The sequence below is a fragment of the Bradyrhizobium sp. CCH5-F6 genome (genome assembly GCF_001556045.1).
GTDB lineage: Bacteria > Pseudomonadota > Alphaproteobacteria > Rhizobiales > Xanthobacteraceae > Bradyrhizobium.
Window position 1 is genome coordinate 1 of sequence record NZ_LSIC01000110.1, and the last position, 25,496, is coordinate 25,496.

Consider the following 25,496-nt stretch of genomic DNA (forward strand, 5'->3'; position numbering starts at 1 on the left):
GTCGGCATGCTGGCGCAGGAAGGCGTCGGAAGCGGCTTCATCCAGTTTCCGGTCGCGCTCGCGGCCTCGGCGACTTACGCGCTGGTGATCGGCGCGCTCAGCTTGCGCACCCGCGGCGTCTATTTCATCATGATCACGCTGGCCTTCGCGCAGATGGCCTATTACGTCGCCTCGGGCCTGGCGCGCTACGGCGGCGACGACGGCCTCACCGTCTACAAACGCAGCGACTTCTCCGGCCTGATCGACCTGTCGAACCGCACGCAATTCTATTATCTCTGCCTCGCCTGCCTGTTCGGCGTGATCTTCCTGATCTGGCGCATCGTCAATTCGCGCTTCGGCCTCGTCGTACAGGGCCTTCGCTCCAACGAGCAGCGCATGCAGGCGATCGGCTTCCCCGCCAAACGCTACCAGCTGGTCTGCTTCGTCATTTCAGGCACCATGTGCGGCCTTGCCGGGGCGCTGCTCGCCAACAACACCGACTTCGTCAGCCCGGCCGTCATGTACTGGACGCGCTCCGGCGATCTGATGGTAATGGTGATCCTGGGCGGCATGGGTACGCTGTTCGGCCCGGTCATGGGCGCGGTGGTGTTCCTGCTGCTGGAAGAGCTCCTGTCGCAGATCACCGAATATTGGGCGCTGATCATGGGCCCGCTCCTGCTGCTCATCGTCCTGTTCGGCCGCGGCGGCATCATGGGCGCTCTGGGGAGGGCTGGCCGTGGCTGAGCCTCTGCTTTGCGTCAAAAAGCTGGTGCGTCGCTTCGGCGGCATCATCGCGACGGATCACGTCTCGCTCGACGTCGCGGCAGGCGAACTGCACGCCATCATCGGTCCAAACGGTGCCGGCAAGACCACGCTGATCAGTCAGCTCACCGGGCACCTGTCCCCTCATTCCGGCAGCGTTCTGCTCGGCGGCCGCGATATCACCGATCTGCCGGCTTATCGCCGCTGCGCACTCGGCCTCGCGCGTTCGTTCCAGATCACCTCGCTGCTGCTGGATTTCACTGCTGCAGACAATGTGGCACTGGCGGCGCAGGCCCATGCCGGGACCTCCTTCCGCTTCTTCGCCAACGCGCGCAAGGAGAAAGGCCTGCGCGATGCCGCCCATGCGGCGCTCGATCGCGTCGGTCTCGCCCATCGCGCCGACGTCGTGGTGAACAGGCTCAGCCATGGCGAGCGTCGCGAGCTCGAGCTTGCGGTTGCGCTCGCGAGCAAGCCGAAATTGCTGCTGCTGGATGAGCCGATGGCCGGCCTCGGCGCGACCGAGTCCCAGCGCATGGTGAAGCTCCTTCAGGAACTGCGCAAGGAGGTCTCGATCGTGCTGGTCGAGCACGACATGCCGGCGGTGTTCGCGCTCGCCGACCGCATCTCGGTCCTCGTCTATGGCCGCGTCATCGCCTCCGGCGATCCGGCCGAGATTCGCCAGAACGAGGACGTCAAGCGCGCCTATCTCGGCGATCAGCACGTGGTGACGCATCATGGCTGACACGCTGCTCGACGTCGAAGGCATCGAGACCTGCTACGGCCTCTCCCAGGTGCTGTTCGGCCTGTCGCTGTCGATCAGGCCGGGCGAGATGGTCTCGCTGATGGGCCGCAACGGTATGGGCAAGACCACCACCATCCGCTCCATCATGGGCCTGACGCCGGCGCGCGCCGGTACGATCCGCTTCGCCGGCACCGAGGTGCGACAGCTTCCGTCCTACAGGATTGCGAAGCTCGGGGTCGGCCTCGTTCCCGAAGGACGCCAGATCTTCCCGAACCTCACCGTGCGCGAAAATCTGGTGGCGGCCGCCGCCGACCGCTTCGGCAGCAACAATCCCTGGACGCTGGCCGCGATCTACGTGCTGTTCCCGCGCCTCGCCGAGCGGGTCTCGAACATGGGCAACCAGCTCTCCGGCGGCGAACAGCAGATGCTCGCGATCGGCCGGGCGTTGATGACCAATCCGAAACTCCTGATCCTGGACGAAGCGACCGAAGGCCTCGCGCCGCTGATCCGCGAGGAGATCTGGAACTGCCTGTCGTTGCTCAAGAGCCGCGGGCAGTCGATCCTGGTCGTCGACAAGAATGTCGACCATCTCGCCCGCATCTGCGACCGTCACTACATCATCGAACGCGGCAAGACGGTGTGGAGCGGCACCTCCGACGAGCTGGTGGCCGCGCCGGATCTACAGCACAAATACCTGGGAATCTGATGTCGTGATGAGCTGATCCACCCTCCTCTCGCAAGGAGGAGGGAGTCGTCTCTCATCACCAATAGATCCCGTGGCGGTGCAACTCGCGGACCACGCGGGTCTCGATCGACGGTGTGCGGCGCTTGGGCTTGGTCGCGGCCTGTGTCGGTGCGGCTGGGGCGGGTGGTGCAGCCGTGGCTGCAGGCTGCGTCGTCGCATCGGGTGTTACGGTTGCTGTCTGCCTGGCCGCTGGCTGCGCCGCAGTTGATGGTGTGCCGGCAACTGCCGGCTGCTCGATCGCCTGCTGGTTGGTATTGGTTGCCGCAAGACTCAGGCCCCGCGAGCCTCCGGCATGGGCCAGGGTCGCAAGCACCGACATTGCCGCGATCAGAATCAGCTTGCGCATGGTCTTCCCCGCCATTTGGTCAATCCGTCTTACTCAAATCTCACCGACCTGCCGCCAACGCGCCAGACGGTGCGTTCCGATTTCGGTCAGGGTGCTCCGGCAGGACAGGTGATAGATCAGGCTGAACAATTGATCCCACATGATCGAACTCCATTGTTGATCATAGGGCGCAAGCCTAAGCCCTGCGTTTTTCCGGCGATTTTCGAGGCGGGCGGAAAATGGCTTCATCGGACGGCGACGAAATGTCGTCGGAACAGCGCCGACGAAATCGCCTCACGGCACCGTGAGGCGTGGGACCGTTCTCAAAACACCTCGAAATATTCGCGGTGCTCCCAGTCGGTGACCTCGGCCAGGAAGCGGTCGATCTAGGCATTTCCGCTCGATCTCGGTGCCCGTGCGCCGCTACGACGATGTGACCGTCGCCGCGATCAACATGGGGGCCCATGTCGATCGCGTCCCGGAACAGGAACTGATCGATCGCTTCCTGCCGCTGCTGCGCGATGGCGCGGAGTCCGTGCGCTCGCAATTGTTGTAGCCCGGGTGAGCGAAGCGATACCCGGGAAACTGTTCGCGAGTAATCCCGGATGTCGCTCCGCTCATCCGGGCTATCGCTGGCTACGGCATCGTACGCTACCGCGCCTCTGCCTCGCGCTCCATGTCGCGGCTCGACAGATCCTCGCCCTGCATGTTGGCGTAGTCGCGCGCCATCTCACGCATCAGGAATTTCGCGGGCACGTCGTGATAGCTGCCGCGGTCGTTGACGTATTGCATGTAGGCACGGCCTTCGCCGTCGAAGGGGTGCAGCAGCGCATCGGTGTGGCCGTCGAAATCGAGCGGGGCCACGCCGACCTTGGCGCAGAGCGTATCGTTGAACGTCGGCGTCGCCTTGCGCCAGGCGCCGTCGACGAACACTTCCGTGAAGCCGTGCCAGGTGAAGATGTCGGTGCCCATGCTCGCGCGCAGCTTCTCGGTGGTCAGATGGTTCTTCACATCGGCAAAGCCGACGCGGGCGGGAATGCCGTGGACGCGGCACGCGGCTGCATAGAGCGACGCCTTGCCGACGCAATAGCCTTGACCGGCGGCGAGGACGCTCGATGCGCGAAAAGTCTCGGCGACGCGCATGCTGACATAAGGGTTGTAGCGGATCCCGTCGCGCACCGCCTTGTAGAGCACGCTCGCCTTTTCGCGCGCGCTCGCCTCCGCGCGCACGCTGGTCTCGGCGAAGCACTGCACGGCGGGGTGGTCGCTGTCGATATATTCGCCGGGATCGGTGTAGAGCCGGCGGAGGGTGTCGGGGAGGATCTCGGTCATGCCTGCAAGTGTAATGCGGCGTGGCGCGTTGTCCACGCTCCGTGCTCGTTCGCGCCTGGATGTCAGCCCTGCGCATCTCGTGTGACTCGCGATCAGCCCGGCAGCGGGTCTTCGCCGACCTTGGGCCAGTAGGTGCCGAAGCTCCACAAACCTCCCTCGGGATCCCGCGCCGCAAAGTCCCGGCTGCCGTAATCGGTATCGTGCAATTCCATCTCGATCCGAGCTCCGGACGCCTTTACCTTTGCGTAGAGCGCGTCGGGATCGTCAACGGCCAGATACACCGAGTCGGTCCTGCGTCCGTCGAGGTCTCCGACACTCTTCCCATAGGCATCGGGGCGGTCTGCCCCGAGCATCAGGATGGATGTCCCGAACGACAATTCGGCATGCGCGATGACGTTCTCGCGCCTGTAGATCACGCGTTCGGTGAAGCCGAGGACGTTCGTCAGCCAGGCGATCATCGCCTCGGCGTCCCTGCAGCGCAGTGTATGATAAAGGCGCGGCGCTTCGTTCCCGATTGAGTTCGACATTGACTGTCTCCCGTGGGGTTGAGCGCGCACCCTAGGTCAGCCGTCGGCCCGCGGCTTGAACAAATGGGACCTGGACTTATCCGCCGGCCTCCCGCATCAGGCGAGGGTCCGTGTGGGCCAGCCGCGCGGCCCAACTCGTCGGCTTTTCGCCGCTGAATTCCCGGAACTCGCGGGCAAGATGCGCCTGGTCGGCAAAGCCCGCTTCGAGCGCGATGCCGGCCCATCCGTACTTATTCCCGCTCCGCGCCAATTCGCAGGCGCGGTGGAAGCGCAGCATCCGCGCCAGTGTCTTCGGTGACACGCCGATCTCGTTTTGAAACCGTCGCGACAGATGCTTGCGGCTCCAGCCGATGTCGGTTGCGATCTCGGAGATGCGCGCCGCGCCGGCGCTGCGCCAGAGCCGCGCGATCGCCGCGGCGATCGCGGGAGAGGGTTCGTTCACCGTACGCTCGAGCACGAAAGCCTCGATGATCTCCAGGCGTTGCTGCCACCCCTCTGCGTCCGCCACCTTCTCGCCGACTTCTCGGCCGTCGCGGCCAAGCAAATCTCCGATATCGACGATGCGCGCCGTGAGGTCAGGCACGGCGCCGCCGTAGAAGCGATAGGCGCCGAGCGGCGTGAAGTCGATCTGGATGCATATGGCGCGGCCGTCGGATTCAATCTGCACCGGTCCGGGAAACAAGCCGGCCGCAAAGCTCGGCTGGGTATCCGACCGACCGGGCTCGCGTCCGAGCGCGATGCGGAACGGGGTTCCAAGGCTGATGAGCAACGGCAGGGACAGCGGCGCGGCGTGCCGAAAACTGGTCAGGCCGAGACCTCGCTCGCGGTAGCAGGAGATCGACGAGACGATGTGCGCCATATGCGCGGGGACAGGCCGTCTGATGATTTCCGGCGCGGTGCTTGCGTCCATGGAGAAGCCTCCGTTGTCGTGCACAGCTTAGCCGGACGATGGGATCGCACCAAGAGACGGAGTCGCTTCCGGCAGCGTGTCCATGCGCTCGTAGAGGCGGTCGACCAGACGATTGATCACGTGCCGGCGCGGGAACCGATCAACCGCTTCCTGCCGTTGTTGCGGAAAGGCGCGGAGGGCGGTGCGATCGCAGCTTACGTAGCTGCTCCCGCCGCCTCGAAAACGGTGCTATAGTTGTCGCAAGCACAAGAGAACAGGGAGGACACCATGAACCACACCATGGTTCCCAGTGATCGCGTGGAGCACGTCGCCGTCTACGGACGCGATGGCACAAAGCTCGGCACGATCGAGCGACTGATGCTGGACAAGATGAGCGGAACGGTCGCTTATGCCGTGATCAAGACCGGCGGGCTGCTCGGTACGCGTCACCATTATCCGCTCCAGTGGAGCGCGCTGAAATACGATCCAGGACGGCAGGCTTTCCAGATCGAGCTGACGCTGGACGAGCTCAGCAGCGGCCCATGCGAATTCGATGGCGATGCGTTCGACTGGGGCGACCGCTCGCGGCCGTACCCGCATCCGCATTACTGGTCGATCTAAAGCGGAATGGCTTCAGCAGCCTGTTAGGTTGTTGTTTAAGCGTGATCTTTTCGGAAAACTGCTGTGCACTTTTCCGGATCATGCTTTAGCGGCGTCGCAGCTTCCGTAGGCGGGCCAAATGTCGGCAATACGGTCCCGATCAGTTCCGGTTGCGCATCCAATCGGCAAGACCGGATAGTGCCGTGTCGAGATCCTGCCGCGCGGCGCTGTCTGTCACCGTCTCTTCCAGCGCGCCGCGCATGCAGAGCATCCACGCGTCGCGCTCGGCATCGCCGATAGCGAAGCCCATATGGCGCTGGCGCAGCCGCGGATGACCCTTCTCGACGGAGTATAGCCGCGGGCCGCCGGTCCACTCGGTGAGATAGCGCTTCAGCACGTCCCTGATCACGCCGAGATCATCCGCATGCATGGCGCGGATGACTTGCGCTTCCGGCAGCGTGTCCATGCGTTCGTAGAAGCGGTCGACGAGGAGATCGATCGTCGCGCTGCCGCCGATCCGATCGAACAGGGAGGTGGTCGCGTCGATATTGGTCATACGAGCACGGAAATCAAAGCGCCACGCTGCGCAGGCCGAAGCTGCGGGCTTCGTTCTGCAGCACCGGCCGCACCGCGTCGATCAAGCGCGCGGCAGCGGCATCGACGCTCAGTCCTGCCGTGTCCACGACCGCATTGGCGCGCGAATACAGCGGCTCGCGGCTGAGCAGGATGTTGCGCAGCTCCGCCATTGCGGAGCGATCATCCGCCATCGGGCGCAGATCGCCCTGGCGGCGGACGCGCGCCATGTGCTCCTCGGGCTCGGCCTTCAGCCAGATCGTGTAGAACGAGGTCAGGACCTGGTCGAAGGTCAGGGGCTCGGAGACGATGCCGCCGCCGGTCGCCAGCACCATCAGCTCGTTGCGCGCGAGCAGCTGTTGCAGCGCCGCCTGCTCCATGCGGCGAAAGCCTTCCTGGCCGTAGAGCGCGATGATCTCGGCGACCGACAGCCCGTTCTGCTGCTCGACCTCCTTGTTGAGTTCGACGAAGCTCCAGCCGATCTTTTTCGCCAGCATCCGCCCAAGCGTCGACTTGCCGGCGCCGCGCAGGCCGATCAGGGCGATGCCGCAGAATGGCGCTCGCCGCGGCGCGGAGACGGTGCCGCCGGCGAGCACATCCTTGGCCTGCGCGATCTGTGCGGGCGTTGCCTTGCGCAGGAGGTCGCGAAACATCTGCCAGTCCGGAGTCGGATCGGCGCTAGGCAGCAAATCTTCCAGATGCGCGCCCATCGCGTCCGAGACACGGCGCAGCAGCACGATCGAGACATTGCCCTTGCCGCTTTCGAGCTGCGCGATGTAGCGCTCCGAAATCCCCGATACCTTGGCGAGCACCTTGCGCGACATGCCGCGCAATGCGCGCATGGTGCGCACGCGCTGGCCGAGCTGTTCGAGAAATCGGGATTCGGCGTCGGGACTTTCGGTCATGAGCCTCTTTACGGATGTCCTGCGGCGCGTTTTAATGAAACATAGTGCCTGCTGGCATTGACAGCAAGCCGTGGCGGTGTCTTTCTATGAATTATAATTCTAAATTCGGGGGAGATGTCCGTGAGCGAGGGATCCTATAATGCGGTGACCTGGCTGCTCGATCGTAACATCGAGGAAGGCCGTGGCAGCAAGCTCGCCTTCGACGACACGGTCTCGCGGCTCACCTATGGCGAGCTCGTGCGCGAGACCCGGCGCGTTGCCAACATGCTGCGCCGGCTTGGCGTCCGCCGCGAGGAGCGCGTGGCGATGATCATGCTGGACACCGTCGATTTCCCGATCGTGTTCCTGGGTGCGATCCGCGCCGGCATCGTGCCGGTGCCGCTCAACACGCTGCTGACCGCGGATCAGTACGCCTACATCCTCGCCGACTGCCGCGCGCGCGTGCTGTTCGTGTCCGAAGCGCTCTATCCCGTCATCAAGGACGTCGTCGGCCGCATGCCCGATCTGGAGCATGTCGTGGTCTCCGGCGCCAAGCAGAACGGCCACAAGCAGCTCACCGAGGAGGTCTCAGGCGAGAGCGAGCAGTTCACCACCGCCGTGACGCATCCGGACGAGCCGGCGTTCTGGCTGTATTCGTCCGGCTCGACCGGCATGCCCAAGGGCGTGCGCCATCTGCATTCGAATTTGCAGGCGACCGCCGATACCTATGCAAAGCAGGTGCTCGGCATCCGCGAGAGCGATGTCTGTCTGTCCGCGGCGAAGCTGTTCTTCGCCTACGGTCTCGGCAATGCGCTGACTTTCCCGATGTCGGTCGGCGCCAGCGTCATTCTCAACAGCGAGCGGCCGACACCGGCGCGCATGTTCGACCTGATGAACCGCTACAACCCGTCGATCTTCTACGGCGTGCCGACGCTGTTTGCGGCCATGCTCAACGACGAGACGATGAAAAGCGAGCGTTGCGGCAAGGCGTTGCGCATCTGCACCTCGGCCGGCGAGGCGCTGCCGGAATCGGTCGGCAACAGCTGGAAGGCGCGCTTCGGCGTCGACATTCTCGATGGCGTCGGCTCGACCGAGCTGTTGCACATCTTTCTCTCGAACGCGCCCGGCGACATCAAATACGGCTCGTCCGGCAAGCCGGTGCCGGGCTATGCGGTACGGCTCGTCAACGAGGCCGGGCAGGACGTCGCCGACGGCGAGGTCGGCGAGCTCCTGGTCGATGCGCCCTCCGCCGGCGAAGGCTACTGGAATCAGCGTCACAAGAGCCGCCGCACGTTCGAAGGACCATGGACGCGCACCGGCGACAAATATGTCAGGGACGGCGAGGGCCGCTACACCTTCTGCGGCCGCGCCGACGACATGTTCAAGGTCTCCGGCATCTGGGTCTCGCCGTTCGAGGTCGAAAGCGCGCTGATCACGCATCCGGCCGTGCTGGAAGCCGCCGTCGTGCCCGAAGCCGATCCGGAAGGGCTGTTGAAGCCGAAGGCCTTCGTCGTGCTGCGGCCGGGCGTGACGACGAGCAATCTCCAGGAAATGCTGAAGGAGCACGTCAAGCAGAAGATCGGCCCCTGGAAATATCCGCGCTGGATCGACGTGGTGGACTCGCTCCCGAAGACCGCGACCGGGAAGATCCAGCGCTTCAAGCTGCGCGAGGGCGCGAATTGAGAGGGCAGGTCGCGGACTTGCTTCTTACCCTCCAGGGGAGGGTGCAGACGGAGCGAACAGGAAGAAGACCATGACCAATCTCACCCCCACCGGCTTTCTCGACGTCGGCACTGCCAGCCTCGAATACAAATGGCTCGCGCCGCAAGCGGCCGATGCGCCGACCATCGTGATGCTGCACGAAGGCCTCGGCTCAGTCGGCCTCTGGGGTGACTTTCCGGAAAAGCTGCAGCAGGCGACCGGTGCCGGCATCTTCGCCTATTCACGCGCGGGTTACGGACAGTCCAGTCCGGTCACGCTGCCGCGGCCGCTCGACTACATGCAGCGCGAGGCGCTGGACGTGTTGCCGAAGCTGCTCGACATGATCGGCTTCAAGCGCGGTCTCCTGCTCGGCCATTCCGACGGCGCCTCGATCGCGACGATCTATGCCGGGGCGCATCAGGATCACCGCCTGAATGGTCTCGTGCTCATCGCGCCGCATTTCATCGTCGAGGACATCTCGATCAAATCCATCGCGGCGATCAAGACGACGTTCGAGACCACGGACCTCAAGGCAAAACTGTCGCGCTGGCACAAGGACGTCGACAACGCCTTTTACGGCTGGAACGGCGCCTGGCTCGATCCGAAGTTTCGCGACTGGGACATCTCGGAATACCTCGCCTATATCCGCGTCCCCATCATGGTCCTGCAAGGCGCGGACGACCAATATGGCACCCTGCGTCAGGTCGAGATCGCACAGGAAGAGTGCTACTGCCCGGTCGATCCGAAGATCATTCCGGGCGCGGGGCATTCTCCGCATCGTGAAGCGCCCGGGCCGACGCTCGAGGCGATCGCGCAGTTCGCAAGAGCGGCCCTGCGCGACGATCAGGGCCTGCAAGGACGCGCCGCGTGATGGCGGCCGCGCGTGGCTGACATGAAACAAAGTGCATGCTGTGGCTGTTAAGGGCTAGACGCGCTCAAGAAGATGCATTATTGTGCATCTGACGCTCAAGCCAAAACGCATAATCAAGCTCAGGGATGACCCATGGCCGGGGAAGATCGGCGCCTCGCAGGCGGCGCGACATTCATCGATTTCCAGACCGAACCGTCCCGCTACAAGCACTGGAAGCTCGCGGTCGATGGCGACGTCGCGACGCTGACCATGGACGTCGACGAGAACGGGGGCCTGTTCGAGGGCTACCTGCTCAAGCTCAACTCCTACGATCTCGGCGTCGATATCGAGCTCGCTGACGCGCTCCAGCGGCTTCGCTTCGAGCATCCCGAGGTCAAGGTCGTGGTGATGCGCTCGGCCAAGAACCGCGTCTTCTGTGCCGGCGCCAATATCCGCATGCTGGCGGGCTCCACGCATGCCCACAAGGTGAACTTCTGCAAGTTCACCAACGAGACCCGCAACGGCATGGAAGACTCCTCGGAGAATTCCGGCCAGCGCTTCATCACCGTCGTGAACGGCTCCGCCGCCGGCGGCGGCTATGAGCTGGCGCTCGCGACCGATCACATCATCCTCGCCGATGACGGCTCGTCCGCCGTCGCGCTGCCCGAAGTGCCGCTGCTCGCGGTGCTGCCGGGCACCGGCGGCCTCACGCGCGTCGTCGACAAGCGCAAGGTGCGCCGCGACCACGCCGATTTCTTCTGCACCATCGAGGAGGGTGTGAAGGGCAAGCGTGCGGTGCAGTGGCGCCTCGTCGACGAGATCGCGCCGAACTCCAAGCTGGAAGCCAAGATCGCCGAGCGCGCCAGGGAATTCGCGGCAGCCTCGAAACGCACCGGCAGCGGCAAGGGCGTCGCGCTGACGCCGCTCGCGCGCGTCATCGATGAGACCAGCATCCGTTACGGCTTCGTCACCGTCGACATCGATCGCACTGCCCGCATCGCCACCATCTCGATCAAGGCACCGGAGGCCGCGCCGCCTGCCGACATCGACGGCATGATGGCGCAGGGCGCATCGTTCTGGCCGCTCCAGGTCGCGCGCGAGCTCGACGACGCCATCCTGCATCTGCGCATCAACGAGCTCGAGATCGCCATGCTGGTGTTCAAGAGCCACGGCGATCGTGCCCACGTGCTCGCTTGCGATGCCTTCCTCGAAGCCAACAAGGCGCACTGGCTGGTCAACGAGATCCGCCATTACTGGAAGCGCGTGCTCAAGCGCATCGACGTCACCTCGCGCACGCTGGTGACGCTGGTCGAGCCCGGCTCCTGCTTTGCCGGCACGCTCGCCGAGCTCGTGTTCGCCGCCGACCGCTCCTACATGCTGATCGGGACGCGCCAGGGCGACAACCGCCCGCCGCCGTCGATCGAGCTTTCGGCGATGAATTTTGGCCCCTATCCGATGAGCCATGGCCTGACGCGGCTTCAGTCGCGGTTCCAGGCCGATCCGTCCGATGTGGAGCGCGCGGAAGCGACCATCGGCACCAGCCTGGATGCCGAGGAGGCCGAGGAGCTCGGCCTCGTCACCTTCGCACTCGACGACATCGACTGGGACGACGAGGTCCGCGTGTTCCTCGAGGAGCGCGCAAGCTTCTCGCCCGACAGCCTCACGGGCATGGAGGCGAGCCTGCGCTTCGTTGGCCCCGAGACGATGGAGTCGAAGATCTTCTCGCGCCTGACCGCCTGGCAAAACTGGATCTTCCAACGCCCGAACGCGGTCGGCGAGGAAGGCGCGCTGCGCCGCTACGGCAGCGGCCAGAAGCCGAAATTCGATATGACGCGAGTCTGACATTCACCGTGTCATGGCCGGGCTTGTCCCGGCCATCCACGTCCTTCGCTCAAGGAAGCAAGAACGTGGATGCCCGGCACAAGGCCGGGCATGACGGAACGAGATCGCAAGGAGAGCACGGCCATGAACATGAACATCATGAACGTCGACTACTCGACCAAGATTCCGAACAACGTGAATCTCGCCGAAGACCGCCAGGTGCTCAAAGCGCTCGAGGGCTGGCATCCCGGCTACATGGACTGGTGGAGCGACATGGGGCCTGAGGGCTTCCAGGAATCGCTGGTGTATTTGCGCACCGCCTATTCGGTCGATCCGCGCGGCTGGGCCAAGTTCGACTACGTCCGCATGCCCGAATATCGCTGGGGCATCCTCCTTGCGCCGCAGGAAGAGAACCGCGTCGTGCCGTTCGGCGAGCATTACGGCGAGCCGGCCTGGCAGGAGGTGCCGGGTGAGCATCGCGCCATGCTGCGTCGCCTGATCGTGATCCAGGGCGACACCGAGCCGGCCTCGGTCGAGCAGCAGCGCCATCTCGGCAAGACCGCACCCTCGCTCTACGACATGCGCAACCTGTTCCAGGTCAATGTCGAGGAAGGCCGTCACCTCTGGGCGATGGTCTATCTGCTGCAGAAGTACTTTGGCCGCGACGGCCGCGAGGAAGCCGACGATCTCTTGCGCCGCCGCTCCGGCGATGCCGATGCGCCGCGCATGCTCGGCGCCTTCAACGAGGCAACGCCCGACTGGCTGTCCTTCTTCATGTTCACCTACTTCACCGACCGCGACGGCAAGATGCAGCTGCACTCGCTGGCGCAGTCGGGCTTCGATCCGCTGTCGCGCACCTGCCGCTTCATGCTGACCGAGGAAGCGCACCACATGTTCGTCGGCGAGACCGGCATCACCCGCGTCGTGCAACGCACCTGCGATGCGATGAAGCAAGCCGGCATCGCCGATCCCACCGACATCGCAAAAGTCCGCGCGCTCGGTGTGATCGACCTGCCGACCATCCAGAAGAAGCTGAACCTGCACTACACGCTGTCGCTCGACCTGTTCGGCTCCGAGGTTTCGACCAACGCGGCCAACGCCTTCAACGCCGGCATCAAGGGCCGCTATCACGAGACGCAGATCGAAGACGATCACCAGCTCAAGAACTCCACCTATCCGGTGCTCAAGCTGATCAACGGCGAGATCAAGCTGGTCGACGAGCCGGCGCTGACTGCGCTCAACATGCGCCTGCGCGACGATTACAGCCAGGATTGCGTCAAGGGCATGCTGCGCTGGAACAAGGTGATCTCGACCGCGGGCTACGACTTCCAGCTCAAGCTCCCCAACGTCGCCTTCCATCGCCACATCGGCGAGTTCAAGGACGTCCACGCGACGCCCGACGGCATCCTGATCGACGATGCCACCTGGGCCAAGCGCAAGGACGAATGGCTGCCCTCGGCGAGCGACGGCGACTTCATCACCTCCCTGATGCAGCCCGTCACCGAGATCGGCCAGTACGCCTCCTGGATCTCGCCGCCCAAGGTCGGCATCGACAACAAGCCCGGCGATTTCGAGTACGTGAAGATCGAATCGTAGGCGGCTGTTTGGGAGACGCGACGCTTTCGCGGCACGCTCACTGTCATCACCCGCGAAGGCGGGTGATCCAGTACCCCAGAGACAGCATAGATAAACCGAGACGCGGCCTACTGGATGCCCCGGTCAAGCCGGGGCATGACAGTGTCACCAGCCTCTCAACGTCCAACGGCAGTAGGTAGCTGCCGGATCAGTCGTTCGCGCCGATATCCGTGAAAAGGAAACCCGCCGGCGTCTTGCTAAAGCCGAACATGGTCTCGCCGCAGAAGATGAAATAATTCTCATTCTTCTCCTGATCGCGATCGTAGACAGCCTTGTTTTTCTGGAGACACGCGCGATTTTTCGCCGTGAAGAAGGTGCGATAGGTCTTGGCGCGAAATTGCGCGGCGTCGCGAATATCGCTTTCGTTCATGAACGGCAATTTGGTCATCGCGGCGACGGCGGCGGGATCGTCTGCTTTCACCGCCGCGCGAAATTTTTCGATGAAGGCATCGAATTCTTTCTGCAAGGCCGGAGACGCCACGGCTTGCTTTGCCGCCTGGGCGACGGTGGGTGCAAGGCTCACGAGAGCGGCTGCGAGCACAATTCTCGGCAAAAATCCCACCGGTCGGCTCCGTCCATCGACCCATCAGGGTCTTCCGATTGATCCAAATCCATGGTGTTTCCTTGCGTCAAGGGCTTTCCGGCTCGCCGGCGCAGCGCAAGTCCCAACCTCGTACGCGGACCAACAGCATTTGTCGGAGCATGCGCTGGCATGTTTTGCCGTGCCTGCCCGCAACGGCTCGCGACAGATGTTTTGCCCGACGTGTCAACCGCGCACTGGCTGCAAAAATCGCGTCAGCGCACCCGGAAAAACCCCTTGTCGATCAAGGAGTTTTCTACTGTGCATGGGGTTGTTTTCGACGTTTTGGTTTGGAGCCTCACTGCGCGGGACGAGAGATCGTCCGATCAATCACTATCCCACCCGCTGCCCTTGATCCCCGGGTTGGCGTAAACGATCCCGCCATCGACCGCGATGGTCGCGCCCACAACGTAATCTCCGGCGCGCGAGGCGAGATAGATCGCGGCGCCCGCCATGTCCTCGTCGGTGCCGATGCGGCCCGCAGGCACGCGCGTCGAGACTTCGTCGGCGTGGTCGCGCGCAGCGCGGTTCATGTCGGACTTGAACGGGCCGGGCGCGATCGCGGTGACCACGACGTGGTCGGGGATGAGCTTCACCGCCATCCGCCGGGTCAGGTGAATCAACCCGGCCTTGCTCGCGGCGTAGGAATAGGTTTCGCCCGGATTGACGAAGATGCCATCGATCGAGGCGATATTGATCACCTTGACCGGCCGCGCTGCGCTGGCCGAGGCACGTAGCGTCGGCGCCAGCGCCTTGGTCAGGAAGAACGGCGCTTTGACATTGAGGTTCATCACCTTGTCCCAGCCGCTTTCCGGGAATTCGTCGAAATCCGCGCCCCATGCCGCGCCGGCATTGTTGACGAGGATGTCAAGCTTGGACTCGCGCTTGTTGTACTCGCTCGCCAGCAACTCGGCGCCGGCAACCGTCGAGATGTCGATCGGCAGCGCGATGCATTCGCCGTCATATTGTGCGGTGAGCGCCTTGGCGGTCTCCTCGCATGGCCCTGCCTTGCGCGCGGTGATGTAGACCTTTGCCGCGCCGGCGCTGAGAAATCCCGCCGCGATCATCTTGCCGATGCCGCGCGAGCCGCCGGTCACCAGCGCGACGCGGCCGTTGAGCGAGAACAGATCGTTGAACATGATGCCTCCCTTGGTTGGCGCTGTTGTGGGCGGGGCGGGAAGGGGAGTCAAGAAAGGCGCCGGATGAAGCGCGACAGCGGTTACGCCGCCGCGATGCGGCGGAAGCCGTTCCACATCGCGGTTGCGGCGCCCGAGGTCAGCACCGGCAGGACGCGCGTGTCCTGATAGTTGCCGTTGAGCGAGACGCGGGGCAGCGCGGTCATGTGGCCGGCGTTCTCCGCGAACAGCATGCCGGGCCGTGTCGTCACCGCGGTCTTGAAGCCGGCGGATGCGGCAAGGGCGAATTCGCGCGCGCCCGCGGCGTCGCGGTCGCCATAGGGATAGGCGAGGTGCAGCACGGGGCGATCCAGCACCTGCTCGATCCGTGCGCGGCTCGTGGCGATCTCCTGCGCGGCGATGTCTTCGGCCAGCTTGGCGAGGTTGCAATGGCTGACGCTATGCGCGCCGATCGTGACCAGCGGGTCGGCGGCAAAGCTCTTCAGCTCGGCCCAGGACAGGCAGAGGCTCCGGCACAGCGCTTCCATGTCGACGTGGTGCGTCGCGCAGAGCGCTTCGATCTCCCGCTTGAGATCGTGTTCGCCCGGCAGCGCGCGCAGCCAGTCGTGCAGGCGGTCGAACGCTGCCTGCTTGGCCACCGGCGTCGTCGCATCGAGCCGCAGCTCGGAATTGCCGATTCTGACGTCGATCTGCTCGGCTTTGGCGATCACGGCCTCCAGCGCCGTCCACCACAATCGTCCGGTGCCGTCGGCGAAATCGCTCGCGACGTAGACTGCGAGAGGCGCGTCAAATTCGCGCAGCACCGGCAGTGCATAGTCGAGATTGTCGCGATAGCCGTCGTCGAGGGTGAAGGCCGCGAAGCGGCGATCGAACCGGCCTTGCACCAGCCGCTCGTGCAGCTCGTCCATGCTGACGATGTCGATGTCGCGCGAGCGCAAATGGCACAGCGTCGCGCGCAGGAATTCGGGGGTGACTTCGAGATGCCGGTTCGGCTGGAACGCGGCCTCGCGGGCCGGCCGCACATGGTGCAGCATGAAGATGGCGCCGACGCCCGACAAAAGCGGGCGCAACAGGTGGTGCGCCCCGCTGAAATAGAGTGCTCCCAGCCCGGCGCGGATGACGTTGTTACGCAGTTGTTTCATGACCGGCCGGGGGACTCTGGCATTCCGTCCTCAACTTACGGAGGAACCCTTGAAGAAAAAGTTATTCCGATTGTCCAGGCCGGGCCTTCGGAATGGCACCATTTCCGGTTTGACAGCCTGCCAAGGGTTTGTTTTGTCTCCGTTTCCAGAGTTCGGGTCGTCGAATGCAGAAGCTTTTCAGGTGGGCCAGCAAATGGTGGCCGGGGCTGATCCCCCTGGCCGTCATGTGGGGATTTGCGGCCTGGAATAATACCTTACCGGTTGAGGCCGATTTGTCGGCCCGCAGCTCGGCTGCGCTGAAGAATACCGTTTTGGACAAGACCCGGATCGCGGTCGATGGCCGCGACGTCGGCCTGGCCGCGGACGCCTTCTCCGAGGAGGGTCGCCGCGACGCCGTGATGGCGGTCGAGACCGTGCCCGGCGTCCGCCTGGTCGACGACCGGACCCGCCTTGTTCCTGAGGCCAAGCCCTTCGTCTGGAATGCCGAGCGCGACGTGGTGCGCGTGACGCTGTCGGGCTCCGCGCCCCTGCCGTCGATGAAGGCCCGGCTGACCGAGGCCGCCCGCAAGGAAGTCGGCGGCGTCGAGGTGGCCGACCAGATGGGGCTGGCGCGCGGTGCGCCGCCGCGGTTCGAGGCGGCCGCGATGCTGTTGCTGGATCAGATCGGCAAGCTCAAGGACGGCAAGATCACGATAACGGACACCAAGGTCAATCTGTCGGGCATGGCGCGCGAGCTCGGCGGCCGCGAGGCGATCGCGGCCGCGCTGAAGAACCTGCCCGAGGGTTTCTCGATTGCCGCCAACGAGATCAAGGCTCCGCCCTATATCTTCCAAGCCTACAAGGACCCGGTGGCCGCGACGGTGACGCTGACCGGCTATGTTCCCGACAACAACGTCCATGCCGCGATCGCCACCAGCGCCTCGCGGAAGTTCTTCACCGAGAAGGTCGTCGACAATCTCAAGGCCAGCATCGGCGCACCCGGCTCCTTCAACACGGCGGTCGTCGCAGCACTCGGCGCGCTGTCGCGGCTGTCGACCGGGACGCTCGTCGTCTCCGACCGCGAGGTGAAGCTGTCAGGCGATGCGCTGTACGAAGGGGCCGCCAACGACATCCGCGCAGGCCTCGGCAAGGACTTTCCGAAGAACTGGCAGTACAAGCCGGAGATCACGGTGAAGCCGGCGGCAGGCCCGGTCGACGGCACCGTCTGCCAGCAACTGTTCTCGGAGCTCCTGACCAAGGGCAAGATCCGCTTCGCGACCAAGCGCGCGGACATCGACCCTGACTCGGCCGGCATCCTCGATCGTCTCATCGAGACGGCGCTGCGCTGCCCCACCACCAATATCGAGGTCGTCGGGCATACCGACGCCGATGGCGAGGACGCCTTCAACCAGGCTCTCTCGGAAAAGCGAGCGCAGGCGGTGATCGACTATCTGGTCAAGGCCGGCCTGCCTGCCAGCCGCTTCACCGCGGTTGGCCATGGCAGCACGCAGCCCGTCGCCGGCAACGACACCGATGAAGGCAAGGCGCAGAACCGCCGCATCGAATTTCTGGTGAGGTGACGATGCCCTATCTCGTCTCGTTCCATCTGGGCTGGCTGATCGGCTCGCTGCTGCTCGGCTTCTGCATGGGCTGGATCTCGGTTGTCCAGCGCGGCAACGGCACCTCGAAAGTGACCGCGCGGTGGCTCGCCGCGCTTGCCGTGGGTCTCGTCGCGGCTTCGTTCACCCATGTGGTCCCCGGCCGTTTTGGCTATTGGCTCGATCTCGGCCTGATCATGTTCGCGTGCTACCTCGTCGGTTGCACCATCGGCGCCTGGCTGCGCGACCGGGTGGTCTCGCGCAGCATGCGGGCCGGCTGAGGCTCGCCACCAAACCCCTCTTGTCCAGACAGACGCGCGTAAGCGGCCCATGACGTCCGGCTTGACAATAATACGTACGTATTATTCCGCTCATGCCCAAGCCTTCAAACAAAGACGCCATCCTCGATGCCGGCCTCAAGGTCATGTTCCGGACCGGCTATCACGGCACCAGCGTGCGCGACGTCACCGCCGCGGCGGGCGCGCCGCAGGGGTCGTTCACCAATCATTTCCGCTCCAAGGAAGCGTTCGCCTCGGAAGTGCTGAATCGCTACTTCGAGATCACCAAGGGATTGGTCGCGGAGGCCCTTGAAGACGACTCGCTGACCCCGCGGGCGCGGCTCAGGCGCTACCTCGACATCATCACCGGACGGCTCGAAGCCGACGGCTACGGACGCGGTTGCCTGATCGGCGATCTCAGCTTGGAAGCGGCCGGCAGCAGCGAGATGCTGCGCAGCCGCCTTGGCGAAATCTTTGCCGAATGGCGCATGCCCTTCGCCGCCTGCATCCGCGAGGCGCAAGCAAGCGGCGAGATCGATTCCGAATTCGAGCCTGAGGAGCTCGCCGACTTCCTGCTCGCGTCCTGGCAGGGCGCGATCCTGCGGATGAAAGTCGACCGCACGCCTCGGGCGCTCGAGCGCTTCAAGACCATCGCCTTCAAAACCGTCTTCAGGGAGCCGACATGAGCCAGCAAGCCGAGATCCAGATTCGCAGCGCGTCCGTGCTGGGAAGCACGATGGCCTATCGCGAGACGGGCGCGCAGGATGCGCCGGTCGCGCTCTTCCTTCACGGCAATCCGACGTCGTCGCACATCTGGCGAAACATTTTGCCGCTGGTCGCGCCGGTGGCACATTGCATTGCGCCCGATCTCATCGGCTTCGGCCGGTCCGGCAAGCCCGATATCGCCTACCGCTTCTTCGACCATGTCCGTTATCTCGACGCGCTGATCGAACAGCTCGGCATCAATTCGGCTTATCTCGTTGCGCAGGATTGGGGCACCGCGCTTGCATTTCATCTCGCCGCGCGCCGACCGGACTTCGTGCGTGGCCTTGCCTTCATGGAGTTCATCCGGCCGATGCCGACCTGGCAGGACTTCCATCAGGTCGAAGCAGCGCGCGACACGTTCCGCAAATTCAGGACGCCGGGCGAGGGCGAGGCGATGATCCTGCAGGCGAACGCTTTCGTCGAACGCGTGCTGCCCGGCGGGATCATGCGCAGCCTGAGCGAAGACGAGATGGCACCTTATCGCGCACCCTTTCCGACGCCGGCGAGCCGCCGTCCGGTTCTGGCCTTCCCGCGTGAACTGCCGATCGCGGGCGAGCCCGCCGATGTCCATCAAGCGCTGCAATCGGCTCATGCATTGCTGAAGGCGTCCACATATCCGAAGCTGCTGTTCGCGGGCGAGCCGGGGGCGGTGGTCGCTCCGGAATTTGCCGAGACGTTTGCGGCCTCGCTGCAGCACTGCGCACTCGTCCGCCTCGGTCATGGCCGGCACTACCTCCAGGAAGATCACCCCGAGGGGATCGGCCGTTCCGTGGCCGGCTGGATCGCCGGCATCGAGGCGGTGCGTCCGCAGCTTGCGGCCTGACGGAGGATGCGATGTCGGACGTGACCATCATCTATTGCCGGCCGTGCGGCTATGAGAAGCGCGCCAGGGAGGCGGCCGCAGCGCTGCACCGGCAGCTGGGGCTGGACGCCAATCTCGTCCCCGGCAAGGGCGGCGTTTTCCAGGTCAAGCTTGGTGACCGGATCGTCGCCAGCCGCAGCAAGGGCTATTTTCCTGACGGCGACGACATCGTCGCGGCCGTCAGCGCCGCGCAGGGCTGAGCGGGGAGGGCTTTTGCGATGTCGATTGTCTGGACCGATGATCTCGCCGGGATCGACTGGGACGAGCTATCCGAGCTCTATCGCATCGCCCCGCTCGGCAACAAGGCGCCGGGCGATCTTGCGCTGGTATTCCGCAACAGCATGTATCGCGCCTTCGCCAGGGAGGACCGCCGCATCGTTGGCGCAGGGCGCGTGCTGGCCGACGGCCGCGACTGCGCCTATCTGTGCGATGTCGCCGTACACCCGGACAGCCAGGGGCAAGGTCTTGGCCGCGAGGTCATCGAGCGCCTGCTGGTGCGTTGCCGCGGCCATCGCAAGATCATCCTCTACGCCGTCCCGGGCAAGGAAGGGTTTTACGAGCGTCTCGGCTTCCGGCGGATGACCACCGCCATGGCCATCTTCGACGATCAGGCCGGCGCTTATCGCCGCGGCTATTTGACCGCGCCTTGAGGCCGCGCCCGGTGCCCGCAGTCTTCCGGTGCATCGAAAAGCCATGAACAATGCTTGAGGAGCCCCCTCTTTCAACATGTGGGCGGCGCTCATAGATTGACGTCGGCCTAAGGCGTGACGGAACATTGTGCGGCCGAAATCATCAAAACTTCATGGCGCCTGCGCAGGATTGCCATGGAGATTCGCGTCAGCCCTCCCGCCGAAGGCGCCAAACCGTGCATCAGGAGCCCATCACCCTGCCTAAAATATTGAAGGCACGTGTTTTTGTTCGAATTGGCGAATTCCACTTCGCCCGAAAACGCGCTAGTGGAGGGGCAGGGGGCATGCGCGATGCCGGAGCCGGCGGCGAAGGTTCGTTGAGTGCCTGTGCGTCGTCCGCCTGTCTGCCGGCCACCCTGGCCGCTGAAGCGTTGTTCGAGGTCTAGATGCTGGAAGCCATACGCAGGGCGACGTCGTTTCTGCGCCAGAAGCAAATCCTGCATAAGCTTGGAGTTGTGATCAGCATCGCGGTCATCGGCATCGCTTGCTATGTGCTCTATCACATGCTGCGCGGCATCGACTTCAACGAGGTCCTCGAAGCGATCAAGAGCACCGAGCCGAGCCAGATTGCGATGGCGGCGCTGTTCGTCACTGCGGGCTACTTCACCCTGACCTTCTACGACCTCTTCGCCACGCGCGCGATCGGTCATGCCCATGTGCCCTATCGCATCAACGCGCTTGCGGCCTTCACCAGCTATTCGATCGGCCACAATGTCGGCGCCAGCGTCTTCACCGGCGGCGCGGTGCGCTACCGCATCTACTCGGCCTATGGGCTGAATGCGATCGACGTCGCAAAAATCTGCTTTCTCGCCGGCCTTACTTTCTGGCTGGGCAATGCCGCCGTGCTCGGCCTCGGAATCGCCTACCATCCTGAGGCCGCGGCCTCGATCGACCAGCTGCCGCCCTGGCTGAACCGGGCACTGGCCCTGATGATCATCGTGGCGCTGGTCGGCTACGTGGTCTGGGTCTGGACCCAGCCGCGGGTGGTCGGCCGCGGCCCCTGGACCGTGGTGCTGCCGGGCGGCCCGCTGACGCTGCTCCAGATCGCGATCGGCATCGTCGATCTCGGGTTCTGCGCGCTGGCGATGTACGTGCTGGTCCCGGACGAGCCCAATCTCGGTTTCGTCGTGGTCGCGGTAATCTTCGTCTCGGCGACCCTGCTCGGCTTCGCCAGCCATTCGCCGGGGGGGCTCGGCGTGTTTGACGCCGCCATGCTGGTCGGCCTCTGGCAGATGGACCGGGAGGAGCTTCTGGGCGGCATGCTGCTGTTCCGCGTGCTCTATTATCTGGCGCCCTTCGTCCTATCTGTAATCTTGCTGACGCTTCGCGAAATTATCATCGGCGCGCGATCGAAGCGGTTGCATCAGGCGGCGCTCAAGCTGGACCCAGGCCCGGCGCCTGAAGCCGCCTATGTGAGAGAGCGCAGCGACAGCGGCGCCTGACCGGTGCCGGGTCCTTAGGACAAGCCCCCAGGAGAAGCCTGCCCCGATGGCGATCGACGCCCCATCTTCTCCCCCCGCCCAGCCCTGGTCCGACCGGCTGCGGCACTCGACCGTCATTCTGATCGCCGCGGCGCTGGCGCTGTCCGTCGTGGTGTCGCTCGGCGAATTGGCGGCGCTGCACGCCGCAATCGTGTTCCTCTGCATCGCGGCGGCTGCCCTGATCCCCTGGCGCCTGCACGATCCCGCCGCCTCCCGCGACGACGTCAGGCGCATCAACCCGGTCGAGAGCGCGGCGGTGGCCGCGGTGGTTGCCGGCATGCCGGATCCGGCGGTCCTGCTCGACCGCGCCGGCCGCGTCATCCACCTCAACGCCGCGGCGGCCCAGCTCGCGCCGGCGCTGCGCAGGAACGAGCTCGCCCAATTCGCGCTGCGCTCGCCGGAGATCATCACGGCGCTGCGCGAGGCGATCGCGACCACCGAGCCGCGGCGCGCGACCTATCTCGACCATGTTCCGGTCGATCGCTGGATGGAGCTCATGATCACGCCGGTGCCGGTGCCCACCAGCTTCGGCGGCGCCGACAAATGCATGCTGATGACCTTCCACGACCAGACGCCACTGCGCCGGGTCGAGGAGATGCGCGCCGACTTCGTCGCCAATGCCAGCCACGAGCTGCGCACGCCGCTGGCCGCGCTGTCGGGGTTCATCGATACGCTCCAGGGTCAGGCCAAGGACGATCCCAAGGCGCGCGAGCGCTTCCTCGGCATCATGCACAACCAGGCCACCCGCATGGCGCGCCTGATCGACGATCTGCTGTCGCTGTCGCGGGTCGAGCTGTCGGCCCATGTCCGGCCCGACACGCTGGTCGACCTGCTGCCGATCATCCGCCAGGTCGCCGACGGGCTCGAACCGCTGGCGCGCGAGCGCCAGGTCGAGGTCGAGCTCCATCTGCCGGAGGCGCCGGTGATGATCGCGGGAGACCGCGAGGAGTTGCTCCGCCTGTTCGAGAACCTGATCGAGAACGCGCTCAAATACGGCGCCTCCGGCGGACGCGTCATCGTGTCGCTGACGTCGAGCACGGCCGCTGATGGAGCTCAGGAAATCCGGGTCCTGGTCCGCGATTTCGGCCCCGGCATCGCGCCCGAGCACCTGCCCCGGCTCACCGAGCGCTTCTACCGGGTGGACGTCGGCGACAGCCGCTCGCAAGGCGGGACCGGGCTCGGATTATCGCTGGTGAAACATATTCTTAACCGTCATCGGGGCCGGCTTCTGATCGAGAGCGTGCCCCGGCAGGGCGCCACTTTCACGGCCTGTTTTCCCCAGGTGAAGAATTCGGCATTGACTTAAAGCTCAATGATTTCAATCGCTTGTCCGCGTCATCCAGCTGTCACGAAACCTTCGTAAAAGCACAGCCGACCGCTCCTAAACGGGCGGCGCGGGGAGCGCGATCGGGCGCGGATGGCGCTTCGCTCCCCTGTATGGAGACCAGCATGAATTTCCTCAAAACCATCGTCGTTGCCGGCTTGGTCGCCGCATCGACGACGGCAGCCTTTGCTGCCGACATCACGGGCGCCGGCGCGACCTTCCCGTTCCCGATCTATTCGAAGTGGGCTGACGCCTACAAAAAGGAGACCGGCAACGGTCTGAACTACCAGTCGATCGGTTCCGGCGGCGGCATCAAGCAGATCCAGGCCAAGACCGTGACCTTCGGCGCGACCGATGCGCCGCTCAAGGCCGAGCAGCTCGAGAAGGACGGCCTCGTCCAATGGCCGATGGTGATGGGCGCCATCGTCCCCGTCGTCAACCTCGAGGGTGTGAAGCCCGGCGAGCTGGTGTTCGATGGCGAGACCCTGGCCGCCATCTATCTCGGCAAGATCACCAAGTGGGACGATGCCGCGATCAAGAAGCTCAATCCGAGCGTGAAGCTGCCGTCGGAGGCCATTACCGTGGTTCGCCGCTCGGACGGCTCGGGCACCACCTTCAACTTCACCAACTACCTCTCCAAGGCCAGCGCGGACTGGAAGAGCAAGGTCGGCGAGGGCACCGCGGTCGAGTGGCCGGTCGGCGTCGGCGCCAAGGGCAACGAAGGCGTGTCGGGCAATATCGGCCAAACCAAGAACTCGATCGGCTATGTCGAGTACGCCTATGCCAAGCAGAACAAGCTAACCTACGCCGGCCTCGTCAACAAGGCGGGCAAGACGGTGCAGCCGACCGTGGAGGCGTTCCAGGCGGCCGCCTCCAACGCCGACTGGGCCAAGGCGCCCGGCTATTACGTCATCCTGACCGACCAGCCGGGCGACAAGTCCTGGCCGATCACCGCGGCGACCTTCATCCTCATGCACAAGTCTGCCACCGACAAGGCGGCCTCGCAGGAAGCCATCAAGTTCTTCCGCTGGGCGTTCAAGAGCGGCGACAAGCTGGCTGAAGAGCTCGACTACATCCCGATGCCGGACAGCGTCGTCCAGCTGATCGAGAAGACCTGGGCAGCCGAGATCAAGAGCTAAGGCGCTCTTCTGATCCGGAAGGCGGTGCGGCGCGAAGGCCGCACCGCCGCTCGGACCCTGCGAACGATCGTCCTCCGGACCAATCTCGCGATCCGCGAGCGTCCGGAGCACGAGACCAGCGACCTAGAAAACGTTATCATTCAGTACAGGGGATCGGCGTGGCAGAAATGGCTGTCGAGAGCAATGTGATTGATGCTGCCGGACCATATGACCGCGCCAAGGCTTTGAGCGCGTTCAAGCTGGGTGACGTCACCTTCTATTGGATCACGCGGCTCTCCGCGATCTCGGTGCTGCTCATCCTCGGCGGCATCATCATTTCGCTGATCGTCGGGGCCTTCCCGGCGATCAAGGAATACGGCCTGTCGTTCCTGTGGACGCAGCGTTGGGCGCCGTCGGCCGATCCGCCCGTGCTCGGCGCGCTCGGGCCGATGTACGGCACGCTCGTCACCTCCTTCATCGCGATGCTGATCGCCATTCCGGTCGGCCTGGGCATCGCGATCTTTCTCACCGAGCTCTGCCCACAATGGCTGCGCCGCCCGATCGGCATGGCGATCGAGCTGCTCGCCGGCATTCCCTCGATCATCTACGGCATGTGGGGCTTCTTCGTGCTCGGCCCCTTCCTGGCCAACAGCTTCCAGCCCTTCATGATCAAGGTCTTCGACGGCGTTCCCGTGCTGGGGGCGATCTTCGCGGGTCCCCCGTCCTATCTCAGCCTTTTCAATGCCGCGCTGATCCTCGCCATCATGGTGCTGCCCTTCATCACCTCGATCTCGGTGGACGTGTTCAAGACAGTGCCGCCCGTGCTGAAGGAAGCCGCCTATGGCGTCGGCTGCACCACGTGGGAAGTCGTCCGCAGCGTGGTGATCCCTTACACCCGTGTCGGCATCATCGGCGGCATCATGCTGGCGCTGGGCCGCGCGCTCGGCGAGACCATGGCGGTGACCTTCATCATAGGCAACTCGTTCCGCATCTCCTCGTCGATCTTCGCGCCGGGCACCACGATCTCGGCGGCCATCGCCTCCGAATTCGCCGAGAGCGATGGCTTGCACCAGTCCGGCCTGATCCTGCTCGGTCTCCTGTTGTTCGTGCTGACGTTCTTCGTGCTCGCAGCCGCGCGGCTGATGCTGATGCGCCTGGAAACCAAGGCCGGGAAGTGAA

27 protein-coding genes and 1 pseudogene are annotated in these 25,496 nt (G+C 64.5%); 19 read left to right on the forward strand and 9 right to left on the reverse strand.

Translation table 11 applies throughout. The annotated features are described in order from the left end of the window. The 3 genes from AX729_RS19860 to AX729_RS19870 form a co-directional block, all read left to right on the forward strand. Positions 1–723, forward strand: a 723-nt coding sequence (locus AX729_RS19860; RefSeq protein ID WP_061026080.1) for a branched-chain amino acid ABC transporter permease, incomplete at its 5' end; no start/stop codon positions are given. Continuing rightward, positions 716–1,483, forward strand: a complete 768-nt coding sequence (locus AX729_RS19865) for an ABC transporter ATP-binding protein (RefSeq protein WP_061026082.1) — start codon at positions 716–718, stop codon at positions 1,481–1,483. The genes AX729_RS19860 and AX729_RS19865, both read left to right, overlap by 8 nt. Beyond that, positions 1,476–2,189, forward strand: coding sequence for an ABC transporter ATP-binding protein (locus AX729_RS19870; RefSeq protein ID WP_061026084.1), 714 nt, complete (start codon positions 1,476–1,478; stop codon positions 2,187–2,189). Before AX729_RS19865 ends, AX729_RS19870 begins: the two co-directional genes overlap by 8 nt. 55 nt (positions 2,190–2,244) lie before the next feature. On the opposite strand, the gene AX729_RS19875 is transcribed toward AX729_RS19870, so the two are convergent. Next, positions 2,245–2,589 (reverse strand): hypothetical protein, encoded by a 345-nt coding sequence (locus tag AX729_RS19875; protein ID WP_245325279.1) that lies wholly within the window; start codon positions 2,587–2,589, stop codon positions 2,245–2,247. A gap of 355 nt (positions 2,590–2,944) precedes the next feature. Between AX729_RS19875 and AX729_RS38745 the strand changes: the two are divergent. After that, positions 2,945–3,109 (forward strand): annotated as a pseudogene (locus tag AX729_RS38745) (IclR family transcriptional regulator); the annotation flags it as partial. Between the two features lie 95 nt (positions 3,110–3,204). On the opposite strand, the gene AX729_RS19880 reads toward AX729_RS38745, so the two are convergent. The 3 genes from AX729_RS19880 to AX729_RS19890 form a co-directional block, all read right to left on the reverse strand. After that, positions 3,205–3,921 (reverse strand): transglutaminase-like domain-containing protein, encoded by a 717-nt coding sequence (locus AX729_RS19880; RefSeq protein WP_245325281.1) that lies wholly within the window; start codon positions 3,919–3,921, stop codon positions 3,205–3,207. A 56-nt stretch (positions 3,922–3,977) separates the two neighbouring features. Next, positions 3,978–4,412, reverse strand: coding sequence for a VOC family protein (locus AX729_RS19885; protein ID WP_061026087.1), 435 nt, complete (start codon positions 4,410–4,412; stop codon positions 3,978–3,980). Positions 4,413–4,488: 76 nt separating this feature from the next. Further along, positions 4,489–5,322: a helix-turn-helix domain-containing protein gene (locus AX729_RS19890; RefSeq protein ID WP_061026129.1), complete on the reverse strand. Its 834-nt coding sequence runs from the start codon at positions 5,320–5,322 to the stop codon at positions 4,489–4,491. A gap of 267 nt (positions 5,323–5,589) precedes the next feature. Between AX729_RS19890 and AX729_RS19895 the strand changes: the two genes are divergently transcribed. Beyond that, positions 5,590–5,922 (forward strand): PRC-barrel domain-containing protein, encoded by a 333-nt coding sequence (locus AX729_RS19895; protein WP_061026089.1) that lies wholly within the window; start codon positions 5,590–5,592, stop codon positions 5,920–5,922. Between the two features lie 139 nt (positions 5,923–6,061). Here AX729_RS19895 and AX729_RS19900 read toward each other — a convergent pair whose 3' ends face one another. Next, positions 6,062–6,457 carry a group II truncated hemoglobin gene (locus AX729_RS19900; RefSeq protein WP_061026091.1) on the reverse strand — a complete coding sequence of 132 codons (396 nt, stop codon included), beginning with the start codon at positions 6,455–6,457 and terminating at the stop codon, positions 6,062–6,064. 13 nt (positions 6,458–6,470) lie between these two features. Further along, on the reverse strand, positions 6,471–7,415 hold the full coding sequence (locus AX729_RS19905; RefSeq protein ID WP_283807810.1) for a helix-turn-helix transcriptional regulator: 945 nt from the start codon (positions 7,413–7,415) through the stop codon (positions 6,471–6,473). Between the two features lie 84 nt (positions 7,416–7,499). On the opposite strand from AX729_RS19905, the gene AX729_RS19910 reads away from it, so the two are divergent. From AX729_RS19910 to boxB, 4 genes are all read left to right on the forward strand, one after another. After that, a complete protein-coding gene (locus AX729_RS19910) occupies positions 7,500–9,041 on the forward strand; it encodes a benzoate-CoA ligase family protein (protein WP_061026130.1) in 1,542 nt (513 codons plus the stop codon). Between the two features lie 70 nt (positions 9,042–9,111). Beyond that, positions 9,112–9,930, forward strand: coding sequence for an alpha/beta fold hydrolase (locus AX729_RS19915; protein WP_061026096.1), 819 nt, complete (start codon positions 9,112–9,114; stop codon positions 9,928–9,930). A gap of 132 nt (positions 9,931–10,062) precedes the next feature. Then, on the forward strand, positions 10,063–11,751 hold the full coding sequence (gene boxC, locus AX729_RS19920) for a 2,3-epoxybenzoyl-CoA dihydrolase (protein WP_061026098.1): 1,689 nt from the start codon (positions 10,063–10,065) through the stop codon (positions 11,749–11,751). A 123-nt stretch (positions 11,752–11,874) separates the two neighbouring features. Beyond that, on the forward strand, positions 11,875–13,326 hold the full coding sequence (gene boxB, locus AX729_RS19925; RefSeq protein WP_061026100.1) for a benzoyl-CoA 2,3-epoxidase subunit BoxB: 1,452 nt from the start codon (positions 11,875–11,877) through the stop codon (positions 13,324–13,326). 187 nt (positions 13,327–13,513) lie between these two features. On the opposite strand, the gene AX729_RS19930 is transcribed toward boxB, so the two are convergent. From AX729_RS19930 to AX729_RS19940, 3 genes are all read right to left on the reverse strand, one after another. After that, positions 13,514–13,927: a hypothetical protein gene (locus tag AX729_RS19930; protein WP_245325283.1), complete on the reverse strand. Its 414-nt coding sequence runs from the start codon at positions 13,925–13,927 to the stop codon at positions 13,514–13,516. A gap of 344 nt (positions 13,928–14,271) precedes the next feature. Continuing rightward, positions 14,272–15,084 carry an SDR family oxidoreductase gene (locus tag AX729_RS19935; RefSeq protein ID WP_061026101.1) on the reverse strand — a complete coding sequence of 271 codons (813 nt, stop codon included), beginning with the start codon at positions 15,082–15,084 and terminating at the stop codon, positions 14,272–14,274. A gap of 80 nt (positions 15,085–15,164) precedes the next feature. Next, positions 15,165–16,223, reverse strand: a complete 1,059-nt coding sequence (locus AX729_RS19940) for a polysaccharide deacetylase family protein (protein WP_061026104.1) — start codon at positions 16,221–16,223, stop codon at positions 15,165–15,167. A gap of 164 nt (positions 16,224–16,387) precedes the next feature. Here AX729_RS19940 and AX729_RS19945 point away from each other — a divergent pair, with 164 nt between their 5' ends. The 10 genes from AX729_RS19945 (at position 16,388) to pstC (ending at position 25,495) form a co-directional block, all read left to right on the forward strand. Continuing rightward, entirely contained in the window at positions 16,388–17,782 is a 1,395-nt protein-coding gene (locus tag AX729_RS19945; RefSeq protein WP_061026106.1) for an OmpA family protein, read from the forward strand. A 2-nt stretch (positions 17,783–17,784) separates the two neighbouring features. After that, the gene (locus AX729_RS19950) at positions 17,785–18,081 is read left to right on the forward strand and encodes a hypothetical protein (protein WP_061026108.1); all 297 of its coding nucleotides are present in this window, start codon (positions 17,785–17,787) and stop codon (positions 18,079–18,081) included. A 92-nt stretch (positions 18,082–18,173) separates the two neighbouring features. Then, the gene (locus AX729_RS19955) at positions 18,174–18,764 is read left to right on the forward strand and encodes a TetR/AcrR family transcriptional regulator (RefSeq protein WP_061026110.1); all 591 of its coding nucleotides are present in this window, start codon (positions 18,174–18,176) and stop codon (positions 18,762–18,764) included. Next, a complete protein-coding gene (locus tag AX729_RS19960) occupies positions 18,761–19,666 on the forward strand; it encodes a haloalkane dehalogenase (protein WP_061026112.1) in 906 nt (301 codons plus the stop codon). Before AX729_RS19955 ends, AX729_RS19960 begins: the two co-directional genes overlap by 4 nt. An 11-nt stretch (positions 19,667–19,677) precedes the next feature. Then, the gene (locus AX729_RS19965) at positions 19,678–19,905 is read left to right on the forward strand and encodes a SelT/SelW/SelH family protein (RefSeq protein ID WP_061026113.1); all 228 of its coding nucleotides are present in this window, start codon (positions 19,678–19,680) and stop codon (positions 19,903–19,905) included. Between the two features lie 18 nt (positions 19,906–19,923). Further along, positions 19,924–20,355, forward strand: coding sequence for a GNAT family N-acetyltransferase (locus AX729_RS19970; protein ID WP_061026116.1), 432 nt, complete (start codon positions 19,924–19,926; stop codon positions 20,353–20,355). 425 nt (positions 20,356–20,780) lie between these two features. Further along, positions 20,781–21,836, forward strand: coding sequence for a lysylphosphatidylglycerol synthase domain-containing protein (locus AX729_RS19975; RefSeq protein WP_061026118.1), 1,056 nt, complete (start codon positions 20,781–20,783; stop codon positions 21,834–21,836). Between the two features lie 46 nt (positions 21,837–21,882). Continuing rightward, positions 21,883–23,181, forward strand: a complete 1,299-nt coding sequence (locus AX729_RS19980; protein WP_061026119.1) for an ATP-binding protein — start codon at positions 21,883–21,885, stop codon at positions 23,179–23,181. A 143-nt stretch (positions 23,182–23,324) separates the two neighbouring features. Beyond that, on the forward strand, positions 23,325–24,338 hold the full coding sequence (pstS, locus tag AX729_RS19985; RefSeq protein WP_061026132.1) for a phosphate ABC transporter substrate-binding protein PstS: 1,014 nt from the start codon (positions 23,325–23,327) through the stop codon (positions 24,336–24,338). 167 nt (positions 24,339–24,505) lie between these two features. After that, complete coding sequence (gene pstC / locus AX729_RS19990; RefSeq protein ID WP_061026121.1) at positions 24,506–25,495, forward strand: phosphate ABC transporter permease subunit PstC; 990 nt, start codon at positions 24,506–24,508, stop codon at positions 25,493–25,495. Position 25,496: the final 1 nt, after the last annotated feature.